This is a genomic window from Paenibacillus sp. FSL H8-0168, assembly GCF_038592955.1.
Taxonomy (GTDB): Bacteria; Bacillota; Bacilli; order Paenibacillales; family Paenibacillaceae; genus Paenibacillus; species Paenibacillus polymyxa_B.
On the sequence record NZ_CP151948.1, the window covers coordinates 4,253,383 to 4,270,158 of the forward strand.

Below are 16,776 nucleotides of genomic sequence, written 5' to 3' on the forward strand. Positions count from 1 at the left end.
TCATCACTTTTTACGAATACCGAAAAATTGGTTAAACATCGCTGAGGTATCCGTCGGATCACCGGGTTTTTTCGTTTTTTTCCCTGGTGAGCCCTCCTTCGTTTTCGGATGAAAACCAAAAAATTGCTCAAAATCAGTTCCTATATCAGCCGGATTGAAACCTTTGGCTGCCGTACGTGCACTGCCGGAGGATGCAGCCCCTCTCCCTCTCTCTTGCTGTTCCCCGCCAGCTCCCTCAGTTTTTCGGATGAGCTCGGCATCGTATGCCTGCCGCAATGCTTCGTCACGCAAGGTATTGTAAGCCTCGTGAATCAGCTTGAACTTGCGCGTTGCTTCCTCGCTTCCCTGGTTGGTATCAGGATGATACTTTTTGGCCAGTTTACGGTAAGCCTGCTTAATCTCTGCCTCCGAAGCATCCCGGCTGACACCGAGCAGCTCATAGTAGTTGGTCATTGTGTGATGTTCCCCTCTCCGAAAAAAATAAATATTAAGAGACCCGTAGGCCTCTTAATATTTATCCACCCTGCACTTGTGTGCCGGATGAGTGTGTGTTTAAGCTGCACTTAACGTGAAGACGTTAAGCTTAAACCGGATATCCGCCGTCGATTGTAGCCAACTCGGTTTTGTCTTTCTTTTGTTTGATGTAGAGTGTAAATGCACCTACACCTTCTGTGTCGCCGAAGTGCTCGGTGTAGTCTACAACGAAAGCATTCGGGAAGTGGATTTTACGCACAACTTGATCAGCTGCGATAACTTCCAGTGTTACTTTACGGTAGCTGTCTGCTTTTTCAGCAGGAACCAGAGACCACAAAGCCAGTTTCAGCGTGTCATCCGCGCTGTCACCGTCTACTGCTGTGATGATTTTACCGCTGATGCGCAGCGTGGAGCCTACGTCAGTGGAACGTGCATTGGAATCGTCCGGTGTATCGGTGTCATAAATAACCGTTTGGATGTTATCCAAGCCCAGCTCGATTGTTTCTTGTCCTTCTACTTTCAATCTGAATCCCATGTGTGTTGCCTCCTTGAAATTAGGTAATATGATGGCGGGAGATGCAGAGCTTCTCCGCGATTTATGTATAAAGGCGGTTCTGGATAGAAACGCCTCTAACATCTTTCGTAGTGCTCGGATCATGATTTGACCGAGCTGGTTCCCTTAGTGATCATGACTTCCAGGTTCTTCACATTACCGTTGAAGACCAGATCGATATGGCACATATTGCTTTTCTCATCAATAATGAAGCTCATATCGTCTCCGTCCTGAATGATCGAGTTAACAGATCCTCTGCTGCTCAGCCACTTGCTCTTCTGACTGCTCGGATTGTTACTGAAGAAGCGGACGATATTTTCGTGTTTGAAGTCCCCTGTCTGGTAGCGCAAAATACGTTCAATGTACGTGCTGACCAGCGTCTTGTAGATGGAGTCAAAGCCGTCCTCGGACATCGCCATGCTTCTCGCCTTGTAGACGGTAATCCGGCGGATATCCTTATCCTGGATCTGAGCATTCTCCGACGAGAATACAAAGCCGAAGTTTTTACGGTTGATGGCATCCTTGATCGTGTTGGTGAATCCGGTGATTTCCTTGGCCATCGTCGTCACCGTGCGCAGACTGTTGTCTCCCGCTTCAATGTCGAAGCGTACGCCAGGGAAGTTCTTATTGACCGTTTTGAACGTCTCACGCAGGTATTCAGGACACTGATAGGAAGCGACCAAGCCGGCGGCAACATAGGCTGCACCCACATAAACGCCCTCGATCCACAGCTTGAGAATATCCTCTTTCTCCTTAGAGAGCTGTACACCATCTTCGGTCTGTAGCATTTTGCTGTCGATAATGACACCCGATTTGTCCTTCGGAATAATCGTAAAGTTCGGTACACAAGGAATGGCAAATTCGCTATATTCTCTGCGAACGAGACTGGCGCATTTATCGACATATTTATCGATGCCTGCTGTCGCCATACTGTTGAAAGTCGTTTCTTCACCGGATTCAAAGTTAAAGAACATTTGAATTTTGTAATCCTTCACGACTTGCAGCAGCATCGAGAGCGATTCCATAGAATTTCCGCCCTGCTTAACGACCTTCTCGTTACCCTTGAAGCGTTCACGTGAAACCTTTACCTTACCGGCTGCTTCCAGCTCAACGGATGGAACGATACCGAACCAGATCGTGTCGCTGAATTCATTCTTAGCATTCACAGTGTTCAGGTACGTTTCCAGGCGCGGGATATTGCTGCTTTTCACCAGCATGTCCAGCTTGTTGTTCGCCACCAGCATTGTCGGCAGCATACCTTTGCTCTTCGTTGCATATTGATCGAAGAACATTTTGACACCGAGGATTTTTTCCACAAGCGGCTTAACCGCCTTTACGAAATCGTCCTTGGCATTTTTATAGAACTCCAGATACGTGTTGTAGTTTTGAACTTCAACCGCTGTATCCACCTTCGTCTGAACAGCTGGCAGTGGCACAAATGTGCGAACCACTAAATCCTTCACATAGTCAGAAGGCGTATCTGTGATGGAGTTATAATCTTCTTCGAATACTTGGGAGAGATCGCCAGTGCTGTTCTCATCCAACAGCATCAGCTCAGTACTGTCGCTCTTCGGCGCTTCAATAATTTTCAGTTCGCCGCTTTCCCCAATGGAGAGCATACCCACCTGGATCAGCTCACCGGAGTTTTCCTCTTGGGCGCCACCGAGCAGAAGGCGGGTTTTGATGTCCTCAATTGCCAGTGGGAGCATAGCCATAACGTTGTTATAGTTCTGACTCGCTTCCTCGAACATTCCATTCAGCTTGTCACCCATGTCGAGTTTCTTCGGATCGCCATCATCCAGCTTGTCGTATTCACCGTACATATAGTGAATCTCTTTGCGGACTTGACGAATATCATCCATAACCTTTTTCGGTGAAATCATATCCAGCAGATTTTCAAATTTGAAATCTACATTGGTGATTCCTTGACTGCGCTTGGTATCAATGAGCGTAAACAACATTTTCAGAAAATCATTACTTTGATTTACACGAATTTCAGAAATACTATCCTCATCAATTCCCTCTGGCTTTTTAAGGGTGTAGACGACTTTTTGATTGGCCGCGTTAAAAAACGAATACACGGTCGGTGAAAACTTATCCAAAAATTCGTCAAAGCTGCGCACCAGAAGGTGCTGATTAATTTCCTTGATCTTCTCATCGCTCAAGCTGTCAATACCCTTCACATCACCTACAATGGTGATCAGGTCCAGCTTTTCCGGGTTAATCTCTTCAAAAAGCATTGTCCGGTTGGTTTGATAAATGATTTCCATCGCTGTCGGCAAATGAACAAAGTATGAGTTATAGGTCCATTGCTCCATATACGGACATGGGATGTCCAATTTGAAACGGACGAAACTCATTTTTAGTTCTTTTGCCTCCCCCCCCCTACTTAACATTTAAATTCGTCAAAGGATTGAGCTTATACCACATTTAAGGTACAGGCATGTAACCTCGAAAATCGGTCCGAAGCGTTATTCGGCTTTTAACGGCAAAGCATGCAAATGAGATGTATTTCCAAAATGAAAAGTCAGATAACACAGAAATTTTAAATTTATGATTTCGTATTCCTAACTTCAATCCCAATTTTTGCCGTTGATACGAGAGCTATCATACAAAGCACCCTTCAGTTTTGTCAATTTCTGTAGTCTCAGATTGAAACAGGGCATTTTGACTCATTTTATGCGTGAATACGTAATTTTCATGATATGTTAGACCTGTTTCTTCAGGGAAATATTCACAAATGGAACTCAATTACCGATAGAAGTCCATTGGATATTTCTGATAAGCGTAAAAGAATCAAATTCATGGCTAATGTGAGGGTTATCAGCTATTTTGATCCTTTATCCCTTATATCCCAAGGATTAGGAGAGCTGATCCCCCCACGTTGGCCTCGGCGATGGAGGAGCTTATGTTCAGAATAAGGAAACTAGGGATTATCGTTTTCATGACTTTTGTACTATTTTTACAAATGAGCCTAAACGGGGTCATTTGCACTGTAAATCAGGCTAATGCAGCATCTTTAGGTGCTGTCCCGATCGAGGGTTACGATGCCGTTTTTGTACTGGATACCAGTTATTCCATGAGGGATACCGATCCTGAAGGCATTGCGGCCGAAGTCATCAATATGTTTATGGATTTGAGTGATGCAGACCGTACGCGCGTCGGATTCGTTGCCTACAATCACCATGTGGTCGCCTCGAAACCACTGACTTCGATTGCCGTGGCAGCGCAAAAATCCCAGATCCAACAGGAAATCAGAACGCTAAACCGTTCCGGTTATACGGATTTGGGACTTGGGCTGCGCAAAGGCTCAGAGCTGCTAGCGGCAGGAGCATCCCAAGGGCGTCAGCCTTTTATGATTCTGTTGTCTGATGGAGAGACTGATTTTGGTGCCTCCTCTGGTTCCCGATCCAAAGGTGACTCCAATAACGATGTGTCCTCTGTCATCAAATCTGCACAGACCAAGGGATATCCGGTGTACACAATTGGTCTGAACCATGATGGCACAGTGAATCGACAAGAACTCGAACGGATCGCTTCTCAAACGGGTGGAGCTTCTTTTATTACGAGTAGTGCTGAGGATCTGCCGGAAATTCTGAACCGTATTTTCGCCAGTCAAATTCGTTCCAAGCTCGTCCCAATTGCTGCAATTACGACTACTGGCGAGATGCAAGAATTAACTGTAACTCTACCTGATTCTAGTATGGAGGAAGCCAATTTGGTGCTTTTGTCGGAGCATCCCCTTCTGGAAACACAGCTATATTCCAATTCAGAAAATGTCCGCAGATACAAGTCGAGCCGCTATGCGATTTTAAAAATCGAGCATCCACAGGCAGGTAAAGTGAAGTTGAAGCTACGGGGCATACGCGGGGATTTGGTGAAAATCAATTTACTTGGCAGCTATCGACTGGAAGCCGAAGCTACCATGGGAGCAAAGCAAGCAACGGCAACTGATGGCGACAAGCCTGTGCAGTTGCTGAAAGGTCAAGCGACACCGTTTCAAGCTCAGCTTCTGTTGCCGGACAATCAAAAGCTTACAGATGAAGCCGTATATACGTCTCTCCAAGCCCATATTGTAGTTACTCCCAAGGGGGGCACAGCCAAAAAGGTGCCTATGACCTATAAGTCAGGAGCCTTTCATACCGAATATGCGTTCCCTCAAACCGGGGATTATACATGGCAGCTATCTCTGGATAGTCCGCAATGGTACCGTAAGGGAATTGTACATAAGGTTCACGCGGCCAATGCAGCACCACAGGTCTTAAAAGACCTGACGATTCACCTGGTAAAGGAAGACGGTGATTCCCGTCGAAGTTTATCAGATTTTATTGTTGACCCGAATCATGACAAGCTGAACTATAAGCTGGATTCAGAAGCCTCTGGGGATACGATCCATGCTGAGATTAACGGTAATGATCTGCTGCTATCCGAGCTCCACACAGGTGACTCTCAGCTGAAGATTACCGCTACCGATCCGGAAGGAGCATCCAGCAGCGCTACACTAACCGTTTCCGTACAATCCCGATATACAGCCATTAAATGGACGGTAGCCATCAGTGTCGTAGTAGCTGCTCTTCTGTATTGGTTCTTGCGGCCGAAACCGCAGTTTGCCGGAAGAATTGAAGGATATTTTCTCGCTACAGCAAGTGGACAGGAGATTCCGGTAAAATCTTGGCCGCTCACCTCCTTTCCGGGCCGTAAGGTCAGCTTGCAGGAATTGTTCCGTACGCTTGACGTTCACGAACCGTTGCCAGAAGCGGAACGGATCGTATTTTCCGCAGGTAAAAAAGGGAGCCTAATCGTAAAACATGATACACGCTGTGCCTTACAGCATGGAAAGGTCAGATTAGCCCGTAACAAAAAAGCGGTCATGGAGTACAGCGACAAGCTGTACATTACATTCGAGGATGGTGTCACTGAAATCGAGCTGCGATACAAAGCGATTAAACCGAATACTTCAGTGTACACCGACCATATCCAAGCTCCGACAGGATAATGTCCGTCACAACGTAAAAAAAAGAGAAGCACCGTCTCTTACGATTAATGAACCGTAAGAGTAGGGCGCTTCCCTTTTTTTATCCAATATTCCGCACGTAGTGCGGCTTTAAACCATCGAAGTGAGCGACAACGCTTGTTAGCCTGTACCTCCAGACCACGCCGAATGACATACGGCAGCAGAGAAAGTCCTGCATTTTCAATCTGAATCCGCTCGGAATGATCTGTAAACAATCGGCCCGGCACATCTGGCGGAGGTGTTCCTTTTCGGCAATAATACAGCGTGGCGGCCAAACTATAGATATCCGACACAGGTCCCTGCTGCGAACGATTAGAGTAAAATTCCAGCGGAGAATAGCCCGCCGTGGTAAAGATCGGATGCTCTTTGCCTTCAAAATGCACAGCCGAACCAAAATCAATCAGCTTGATGTTGCCATTTTCCCCAATCATAATGTTGCCCGGCTTAATATCCCGGTGAATAATTCCTTTGTCGTGAATATACTCCATGGCATCAATTAAAGGTAGCACCGTGTGGTACAAAAAAGTGGGATCAGATGTTGGCACAGCTTCTTCTTTCATCATTCGATCCAATGTCTTGCCTGCACAGTATTCCATGACCAGATAGGCAGTTCCATTTTCCTCAAAGTGATCTATATAACCGACAATTCCCGGATGACTTAACTCCTTCAACATTTGCCCTTCACGCAAAAAATAATGCATAAACTCCACGTATTTGGATTGCATAGAAGCACCGCAAGTGACCGTTTTTCGATCCATCCCTCGCAAAGCCAGGGCATTCGGAAAAAATTCCTTCACAATGACCTTTTCTCGGTTATCCAACAGCCTTGCCGTATACACGATGGCCAGCTCACTGCGGGACAAGGCGCTTCGAATTTGATATGTATTTCGCAGCTTCGTATTACGGGCAAGCAGATTCCCGCTTGTATCCACGATCATGACTCGTCCTCCTGTCAGGTTCTTAGCTTATGTCTTTTGTATATATCGGCTTATTACACATCTTTTTATTATACCGTAAAATAGATTATTGGAAAAACAAATAACCTGCCATAATCTCCCTTAGAGAAATGATGACAGGTCTTTTGGCATTCATCTGGTTCTTTTTTCTCAAATCGTTTAACCCAGTTTCGTTCCAGGCTTCATGCTGCGCACACTGTTCGTATTTTTCTTCCGTTCACTGCGCAGTTTGCCTTTGCCTTGTTCTGGAGTGCGAATGGTGAGGGCAATTAGGAACGATACGACACACAGCACAGCAATCGTGGTAAAGGTCGGGATGAATCCACCGAGCAAGGCTGCAATAAATGACCCCGCCAGCGCACCGAGGCCAAAGCCTTGATACACAATACCATAGTTTTTGCTTTGATTTTTCAGACCGAAGAAATCAGCTACAATGGCAGGAAAGACTGTAATGTTGCCGCCGAAGCAAAAAGCAATTCCTGCTACACAGGCAAAGAATAAACCATAATTCAGCGGTACCAGACTCAGCACTGTGACTGCGACCGCCGTTGTCAGCAACGCACCCGCTACTACTTTCAGACGACCTACTTTATCCGATAGTGCACCCAGTATGATCCGGCCCGCCGTGTTGAAAATTGCGACCATAGCGACCGCATTAGCAGCTGTTGCTACATCTAGGCCGGCCATCCGTACGCCGATATCTTTGACTACCCCAATCAGGTAGAGACCACTCATACAAGCGGTAAAGAACATTACGAACAACAGATATGCCTGCTTGGTGCGCAGCATTTCTTTGACGGTGTAATCTCGCTGTACAACCCCATTTTGTACCGAAGGCTTGTTCACGACTACAGCTTCTCTTACCAGGAAAGAACCACCCACAATCATAATCAGCACGATCATTCCCCAATATAAAAACGCTTGTGATACTCCAACGGACTGAATCAACGAACCATTAATATACTTGAATATAAGACTGCCTGTTCCATATGCCCCAACCGAAATACCGGAAATAAGTCCTTTTTTCTCAGGAAACCACTTAATCAGATTCGACAGTGATGTAATATATGCCGTTCCATCCGCAAAACCTACGACAATACCCGCCAAAATGTAAAGCAGGGACAGCGATGTTACCTGCGAACTGAGCATGAGCCCTGCTCCTAACACGACACCTGCACACAAAATCAAACGACGTAGTCCCCATTTATCCTGTAGTTTGCCTGCGAATAATGTAGCAAACGCCAGTGCAAAACTGGTAATTGAAAATGTAATGGCAACCGAACTGAGATTCCAGCCAAAGCGGTCCACCAACGGTTGATTAAATAAACTCCATGTGTAAATGGTTCCTAATCCCATCTGGACAATTATCGTTCCAAGCACGACAAGCCAACGATTTCCGCTGTTTGTTTTCATTTCAATCTCCTCTTTTCATTCCGGCTCTACAGCGTCAGTTTGTTATCATGATAACCGGGAATCCAGTACGCTTTGCGCCTGTGGAGGAGCAAGTCTGTAAGGATTCTCTCTACATCGATTATTATAACCCTGCATGTTAGCCAGAAATCGTTTGAGGAATGAAATGCACATATAGCGGAATGAAATGCCTTTAAAGTCGCATAATTTGCCGGAATTCCTTGGCTTTACTACGGCTTACCGGAATTTCAGCTTCTAGTCCACGCAAACGCAAGAGATACGTATGATTAAACCAAGGTACAATTTCACGGATCTGCGACAGATTCACCGTGTACGATCGGTGACAGCGGAAAAAGTCCTGCTGCGGCAGCCGGGCATGAAATTCCGAAATGCTCATGGGCATCGTATATTCTTCGTGCCTTGTAAAGACACGGGTCACCTTTTCCTGCGCACACGCATAGTAAATATCGTTCGCATCCGTCACGATGATTTTGTCATTTTTCAGCAGATTAATACGACCTGGCGCAGCAACGGTGCTGGCCTCGGCAGCTCGGGGTTGCGCCGTCTGGACAGGCTCCTGTATTGGAACGTTCTGCTGCTCATAAGCATTTTCCAGCTTACGCAGCATAGATGCGATCCTTTTTTCATCATATGGTTTGAGGATGTAGTCGAACGCCTCCAGTTCAAAAGCCTGCGCCGCATGTTCTTTATAGGCGGTCGTAAAAATAATATAGGGCTTTTTAGCAAATTTGCTAATGTTCTGTGCCAGTAGCATCCCGTCCAATGAAGGAATGTTAATGTCCAGAAAGATCGCGTCCGTCTCCTGATCTTGCAGAAACCGAAACACATCTAGCCCATCCTCGAAACTATCAGTCACCTCAATGTTGCTATGAGTCTGAATAAGATACTCCAGCTCTTCACGTGCCGGAAGCTCGTCTTCTACAATTATGGCCTTCATGACTTCTCCTTTGGTATGTCAAAATAAACTTCGGTGCCCGGCTCATGCTTTAGAATAATAACTCCCTCGCCGTACATAAGCTTGAGCCGTCTGTGCACATTGTACAAGCCGATCTGTTTAGCCGGAACCCGATCATGATAGAGGTTATCCACAACATCATCGCGTATACCTACCCCGGTATCTGCCACAGAAATACGCACCTTTTCTCCACGATCCTTTACAGAAATAGTTACTGTACCTGACCCCTTTTTCTTGAGGATTCCGTGATTAATCGCATTCTCAACCAAGGGCTGGATAATAAGACTTGGAATACGCACAGACACCTCATCCATTACATATTCTACCTGAAGCCGGTTGCCGAAGCGTGCTTTCTCAATTTCCACGTAATCAGACACCTGCTGAAGCTCTTTATGAATTTCGATCAAATCATCATTCAGTTCCAAATTATAGCGCAGGTAGCCCGATAAATTAATGATCAGCTCTCGTGCCTTATCCGGCTTGGTGCGTGTCGTAGAGGCAATGGCGTTCAGCGCGTTAAACAGAAAATGGGGATTAATTTTCGTTTGGAGCGCCTTTAGCTCGGCTTTATTCGCCGCTTCCTTAATTTGCTCCACACGCGACACTTCCATTAACGTGGAAATGATTTGAGACAAGCCAATCGCCATCGTCTGCAACGGATACGTGATTTTATAAGCTTTGCGATAGTAAATCTTCAAGGTGCCAGTTACCTCTCCCCGCTCCTCTAACGGGATAATGAGCAGAGACTGGATTTGGGGTGTTTTATCGTCTGCAATATGGTTGCGAATCGTGATTTTACCGCTGCGGATCGTCGATTTAGTCACATCGCTAATAATCTCATCTCCGATGTGATAACGCTCTTCGCCAAAACCGACATAGGCCAGCACATCTCTGGTATCGGTAATCGCTACCGCGTCTGCCTTGATATCTTCTTTTATGATCGAACAAATGGTATGCAAGGATTCCGCATTAATGGAGCGAAAATAAGGCAACGTCTTATTGGCAATATCCAGTGCCAGCTTGGCCTGTCTGGCCGCGATATTCTCCTTTTCCCCCTCCACACTCTGGATCAACAGAACGATTAAACCGATACTGACTTCTCCGATAATCATGGGTAGACCGATCTTGGAAACGATGTCCACACCAAGGCCATGGGGTTGTGCCATCACCAGAATGAGCAGCATCGTCAACGCTTCACAGACCATACCTGCGGCGATACCGACCAGCCATCTCTTGGAACGGTTGACTTGGCGGCCGATATATCCTGACACCACACCTGCCAGAATACTTGTAATCAGACACGGAATCGAGGTCACTCCCCCGATATCAATTAGATAACGATGGATCCCTGATACAATACCTGTAACGATCCCAACCCATGGTCCAAACAAAATACCGCCCGCCATAATTGCAATGATTCGAACGTTAACCAGCGAACCTTCGACTTCAATCCCGGTGTACGTACCGAACAGTGCAAACATGCAAAAAATCAACGTTAGTAAGGTTAGCTCTGCCGGGGAGTGACTGTTCTTTTGCAAGGTTTCCTTAAATCGTGGGATACGTGTAATAAAAAACAAACAAATCAGTAACAACGCTGCGCGCTCAAATAGCTGCATCAGCATTTCCAACAAGGCGTTCACCTGCGTTCCTCCCAAATAAAAACGGATATGCCTACATAGGTTGTGTTATCGTGTACGTCGTTCATACACACCATACCCAAGTATCATCAAGCCACATACGAATAAAATAATAACAAATATATTGTCAACAAAACTCGGCATATCAGGTTCTGACATAGAGATGCCCGAACTATTTAATTTAACAGGTACGGAATTCGCAGCCCATTGAATGACCGATATAAAGCGCTCCATCGTATAAATCACTCCGCTACCCAATAGACTCAACACGCCGATCAACAAATATTTAAGCTCCATAAGAATTTATTCCCCCTTAATTACAAAGCATTTAAACTGCCACAAATTATACCATCAACTTCCATCTAATTATAGCTTCTAGAAATCCCCTCTTCATTTCCCTTCTTCAAACGCAGTAAAAAACCGGAGAGTACCGCTTGATAGCGATAATCCCCGGATCTCTAGTCCGATAATGAAGCATTTCAGTTATTTGCTTTTGCTGATTTCGGTAGGAATGTTGTCCTCCTTCTGATCATGTACCAGTTCTTTTAACTGGATAATCAACGTCTCCAGCTCATTAAACCCTGTCACCATATTGGAGGTTATATTTCGTTGCTCCTCTACTCCAGCCAAAATTTGCTCTGACGCTGCACTCGCTTGTTCTGTAACGCTTGAAAACTCCTCCATCTCTTGAACGACCTGAGATGAGAATTGCTGCATACTATTCGTACTGGCTTCCACCTCCACGGCCTGCAGCAGCACTTTATTGGCATTTTGCAGGATATCCTCCAGTACAATTTCGGTCGAATGGGCCGATTCCATACTCTGCTGTAGTCTTTGCTGTCCCATGTCAAATTGGCTTACGACAGAATCCATCTGAGTTCTCAGTTGGGTTAAAATACCTTCCATTGCCACCGAGGTATTCCCTACCATTTCAGCCAAATTACGCACTTCGCCAGCCACGATGGCAAATCCTTTTCCATGCTCTCCCGCTCTGGCGGCCTCAATGGATGCATTCAAGGACAGCAAATTAGTTTGTTTCGAGATTTGAGTAATATCTTTGAGCATGGCAGACATATTATCACTTTGTGTTTTAAACTCGTCCAACTCTTCTTTGGTACGACTCATAACCAGACCCAAATCCTTAATTTGAGACGTTAATGCAAGCAGTTGATTGCTCCCTCTGCTCCCGGCACTTTTCGTATCTTCGGAGAGCTGCTTCAATTCTCGGGAATGATCGGCAACCTCACGCACGTGCTGGTCAGACTGAGCCAAGTTATCCGTTACCTCAGTGATATTCGAAGCTTGCATTTCTACCCCTTTGGCAACCTCCTGAAACCCGATGGCGACTTCATTCGTCACGCTGCCGGTAGCATCCACTTGATTCCTGAATCGTTCTGTAAAGCTATGCAGTCCAGTTACAGCTTGTCTAACTTGTTCAAACAAAAAATCAATACGTTGCCTTGTGGCATCCATATCTTTATTTTGCTCTTCCGTTTTCTTAAACTGCTTTTGATTTAACACCGATACCACTAACAATAGCAAACCAATCAGTAAAACAATAATAAACTCGTGCACATAACGCAAAGGACCGGTAGCCGGGGGAATTGCTGGCGTACCGATGGTAATTTGTATGAAAATATTACACAGATTTAAGACCATTGCTATCAAAAAGTATCGGTAAGATGGGTAGAGCAACAACAATGAGCAAATAAAGATCGTAGTCACTGCCTCCACGCTAGATAAGTTTACAAATATACATATTAATACGCTATACAACGTAATAATCCAAGGAATAAGGCGGATTCCTTTCTTTTTCATATTCAGAATCGTCAAAACTGCGGCGACTACAAATCCTACACCACTAGACACCCACACCGATGGATTAGATAATGCCGGGATGGTGCTGCTCAAGGTCATAATCCAAAAAATAATGATCACCAATTTGTTTCTTTGCCACAACAATTCATTCGTTCTGTCCATGATTGTGTACGCGCTCCTTAGATATATATTAGGTATTTATAAAATAAAAATGTAAATACCATACTATATATATCGTCATATCAGAACGCGTATTGAATGAAAATCGTACAAACACCACATTCCCTTTTAAACACCAAATCACAACAGGACAACTTTTTAAAGAGAAAGAGTATGTAAGTGTAAATAAATGAATGCAAAAAATCGCCCCCTAGCAGGGAGCGATTTTGAATACCTTTTTGATGATCTTCTGCAATTGAAAAAGATTCATAAACCAACTGAAAACATTAGGATTCCTTGTTTTCGGAAGCCTCTTCAGTGCCTTCAGTTGCCGCTGCATCACCTTCCACAGCAGCATTTTCTACTTCAACTGCACGCGGAACGATAATAGAAGCAAGCAGTTCTTCTTCAGGGACGTGCAGTGTTACTCCTTTAGGGAGCTTCAAGTCGCTAGCGCTCAGCTTGTCGCCAACATCCAGTGCGGATACATCCACCTCAATGGTAGATGGTAAATCAGCAGGAAGACCTTCGACTTCAACTTCCGTTTCCTGAACTTGCAGAATACCGCCTGTTTTTGTACCTACAGGTGTACCCTGATAATCAATAGAAACACGCACGCGAAGCGGTTTGTTTTTGGCAATTTTCAAAAAATCGGCATGCAGCCATTGATTGTCACGCTGTTGATAATCTTTAATAATAACCGGAATGGTTTCTCCACCCTCTACAGTGAGGTTAAACACCTCTGAACGTCCGGTTTTGACTACTTTATTAAATTCCTTGGCATCGACATGTACAGGGGTTCCTTCAAGCTCAGAGCCGTAAACCACAGCTGGAATCCGTCCTTTTAACCTCAATTCACGAATAGCCGAACCCTTCTTCTCTGTTCTCGGCTGGGCGGTCAGTTGAATACTTCCTCCATTAGAACTCATGATATACAACCTCCTTCAGGTTACCTTACAAATGATTTTCCTCCAAGAATCTTGCCTGTTTACCAGTCGTACTACAGGATATAAGCCAGCAAGCTGGCAAAACTAAACAAGTCCATAATCCTATTTTACCCCTTTTTTCTGAAACTGACACACGTTTGCATAAAAAAATAGCATTTCTCGAAATGATCGAAAAATGCTACTTTCGTATATATAGCGACCAAGCATACAAGTCTATCCGGCCCGATTATCATTTACCAGTAACAAATATTCTTCTCTGCCACTATGAATCAATACTTGCATCACAGACTGGTTCAGGTCTATATCAATATATCGATCTGCCTCAACATCCTTGGCATCCCAGTGATTAAGCCGGACAATGTAGCCAATTCGCTGTATATCAGGAGCCAACTGAATACGCGCTATTGCACGACCGTCATCCAAATCACGAAATTCGACATGTCCGTCGCGGTGCCCAGTTCCCCATACCCATACGTTCCAGCCAGTGTATTGCCGATCTGCACGCTCGTAGATCAGTTCAATCGTGCGAAATGGAGCGACTTCACTATCGTTTCCAAGCTGCACATCTGTCAACGTCATAGCTGTACCTGCAATTTCTTGATCTGTTCCCTCATCCGAGTCTTCCAATTCGTTCTCCGCCTGACGATTAACCTGATCTTGTTCAGTCAAAAAGGAGACTCGTGCAGGTTCTTCCTGATCATATAACACCATCATCGACCAGCGCGATACAGTCACACGATGGCCTACCACTTCATACCGTGTCTCATTACCAGCCCCGTGTGCGTCCACGACCACATGCCAACGATCCGATTCCGCAGGCAATAATATCGTTTGCTCTGTATCCGAGCCGTTATAAATCACCACAATATGATTCCAGGCATCGCCGTTAGCATGGTGCCTCAAAGCAAAAGCCACCACATGCCCACTGCTTTGCAGCACTTCCATATGCTGCTCCACCAGCTCACGATGGTCCATTCGGAATGCCGGGTGGTTGCGCCGCAAAGCAATTAAGCCTTGGTAGTAATCAAACACTGGGCGAAACCTCGCCTTGTTATCCCAATGGATGGCATTCACCACATCTGAGCTTCGGTAGCTATTATGGTCTCCATATTTGGAGCGCAGCAGTTCATCCCCTGCATGAATAAAAGGGATGCCTTGCGATGTGAGTACCATACCGTTAGCCAACAGGGACTTGCGTACGGTTTCGTTCTCTAGCAAGTTATCTTCATCCAGTTCCCAATACGGGTCTGCTTCGGCAACAGCTTGTTCCGGTGTCCTCCCATCCTGTGGCTTCCCCTGCTCCCATTGTGGAAAACGACAGTGCTCCCGCAAATGTCTTACCGTCAAAATTTTATCCCACAGATTGAGATTATCGTGGGCTGTTACATAATTGACGGTCTCCGATGGCTGAGCTGTGAAATCATGAATAGCCCCAAAAGCACCTTTGAGCACCTGTTCCTCCTGATGTTCTGCCCCCGTGGCAAACCCACTCCCAGTACCGTCGCTATCCCCCTTTATAGCAGAACGGTAGTTGTCGTTAAAAACGGCAAAGCCTTTGGCGCGTTGCGTTCCTTTTAGCGTAAGCAAGGGTTGCGGAGATTCTCCTCCCGTCCAAGGCTCACCATAGATCAGCAGATCAGGACGCACTTCAGAGCGAAGCTCCTGGGTAAGCTGCACCACGGTTGGGGTATCAATCAGCCCCATCAGATCAAATCGAAAGCCGTCTATATGATATTCCTCTGCCCAATAGCGTAGTGAATCCTTGATATACTTGCGCACCATCGGACGTTCGGTTGCCACCTCATTACCTACACCTGATCCATTGGTGAGCTGCCCTTGCTCATCCGTGCGGTAATAATATCCAGGTACAACAGGCTCAAATGGCCCCTGTTCCACCGAATAAGTGTGGTTGTACACGACGTCCATAATGACACCGATGCCGGCAGTATGCAAAGACTGTACCAGCAGTTTCAGTTCTCGTATACGCGTCTCCGGGTCAGCCGGATTGGAAGAATAAGACCCCTCCGGCACATTATAATGCTGTGGATCATAGCCCCAGTTATATTCAGTTTCTAATTCTGCAAAGTCATTCACCGTATGAAAATCAGCCACTGGAAGCAAATGAACATGTGTAATACCCAGCTCCAGCAGATGATCCAGCCCGATGCTGTTCCCCTCAGTATCCTTCAATCCCGTATACGTAAAGGCCTCAAACCGTCCCTGAGCAGCAGATAAGTCTTTTTCCCCCGTATTAAAATGGGTATCCATCGAAAAATCACGTACATGAAGCTCATAAAGAATGGCATCCGTCGGCCGCTTAAGTGTAGGCCCCGCATCCAATTCCCATCCGTCCGGGTTGGTTTGAGCCAAATCAATGATCGCTGTACGCTGCCCGTTGGCTGATACCCCTGTGGCATATGGATCGGCAGCATAATGAATGGTGTTGTCCGCCCACTCCAGCCTGTACATGTAATAATATTTGTTCCAGTCCCCTTCCAGCTCTATAGACCATACACCTTGATCATCACGGCTCATGAGAAATTCCTGACCACCGCCGTGCTCCTGAACGTTCCCTTCCTGATCGTACACCCCCGCATCGTTATACAACGCTATATGGACCTGCTGCGCAGTCGGTGCCCATACCTTAAACTTGCTGCCCGCAGGCGTATAAGTAAGACCCAAATCATAGCCTTCATATATGGGATATGTTGTGTGCTCAAGCTCATTGAGCTGATTGAAATCTGACATTCCTGTTCACCACCCATTTCTGTACATCGGCTTACAGCCTCTGTTCATCCATCATTTATGATGTTTATGACTTGTCAATATACC

12 protein-coding genes are annotated in these 16,776 nt (G+C 45.7%); 1 reads left to right on the forward strand and 11 read right to left on the reverse strand.

The features are described from left to right. Positions 1-3: 3 nt before the first annotated feature. The 3 genes from MHI21_RS18760 to MHI21_RS18770 form a co-directional block, all read right to left on the reverse strand. Complete coding sequence (locus tag MHI21_RS18760; RefSeq protein ID WP_342418728.1) at positions 4-453, reverse strand: DnaJ domain-containing protein; 450 nt, start codon at positions 451-453, stop codon at positions 4-6. A gap of 130 nt (positions 454-583) precedes the next feature. Next, entirely contained in the window at positions 584-1,009 is a 426-nt protein-coding gene (locus tag MHI21_RS18765) for a hypothetical protein (protein ID WP_025685506.1), read from the reverse strand. Positions 1,010-1,128: 119 nt separating this feature from the next. Next, complete coding sequence (locus tag MHI21_RS18770) at positions 1,129-3,297, reverse strand: hypothetical protein (RefSeq protein WP_023989860.1); 2,169 nt, start codon at positions 3,295-3,297, stop codon at positions 1,129-1,131. A 638-nt stretch (positions 3,298-3,935) separates the two neighbouring features. Here MHI21_RS18770 and MHI21_RS18775 point away from each other — a divergent pair. After that, a complete protein-coding gene (locus tag MHI21_RS18775) occupies positions 3,936-6,023 on the forward strand; it encodes a vWA domain-containing protein (RefSeq protein WP_342418729.1) in 2,088 nt (695 codons plus the stop codon). A gap of 44 nt (positions 6,024-6,067) precedes the next feature. On the opposite strand, the gene MHI21_RS18780 is transcribed toward MHI21_RS18775, so the two are convergent. From MHI21_RS18780 to pulA, 8 genes are all read right to left on the reverse strand, one after another. Continuing rightward, a complete protein-coding gene (locus tag MHI21_RS18780; protein WP_342418730.1) occupies positions 6,068-6,979 on the reverse strand; it encodes a serine/threonine-protein kinase in 912 nt (303 codons plus the stop codon). A gap of 177 nt (positions 6,980-7,156) precedes the next feature. Continuing rightward, entirely contained in the window at positions 7,157-8,410 is a 1,254-nt protein-coding gene (locus MHI21_RS18785; RefSeq protein ID WP_023989863.1) for an OFA family MFS transporter, read from the reverse strand. Positions 8,411-8,600: 190 nt separating this feature from the next. Beyond that, entirely contained in the window at positions 8,601-9,365 is a 765-nt protein-coding gene (locus tag MHI21_RS18790; RefSeq protein WP_013311480.1) for a LytTR family DNA-binding domain-containing protein, read from the reverse strand. Next, a complete protein-coding gene (locus tag MHI21_RS18795; protein ID WP_341163413.1) occupies positions 9,362-11,023 on the reverse strand; it encodes a sensor histidine kinase in 1,662 nt (553 codons plus the stop codon). Before MHI21_RS18795 ends, MHI21_RS18790 begins: the two co-directional genes overlap by 4 nt. Positions 11,024-11,068: 45 nt before the next feature. Then, a complete protein-coding gene (locus MHI21_RS18800) occupies positions 11,069-11,317 on the reverse strand; it encodes a hypothetical protein (protein ID WP_039272912.1) in 249 nt (82 codons plus the stop codon). A 186-nt stretch (positions 11,318-11,503) separates the two neighbouring features. Beyond that, a complete protein-coding gene (locus MHI21_RS18805) occupies positions 11,504-13,000 on the reverse strand; it encodes a methyl-accepting chemotaxis protein (protein WP_341163412.1) in 1,497 nt (498 codons plus the stop codon). Positions 13,001-13,284: 284 nt separating this feature from the next. Beyond that, positions 13,285-13,926, reverse strand: coding sequence for a 50S ribosomal protein L25 (locus MHI21_RS18810; protein ID WP_061828704.1), 642 nt, complete (start codon positions 13,924-13,926; stop codon positions 13,285-13,287). Between the two features lie 231 nt (positions 13,927-14,157). After that, the gene (gene pulA / locus MHI21_RS18815) at positions 14,158-16,692 is read right to left on the reverse strand and encodes a type I pullulanase (RefSeq protein WP_342418731.1); all 2,535 of its coding nucleotides are present in this window, start codon (positions 16,690-16,692) and stop codon (positions 14,158-14,160) included. Positions 16,693-16,776 lie beyond the last annotated feature (84 nt).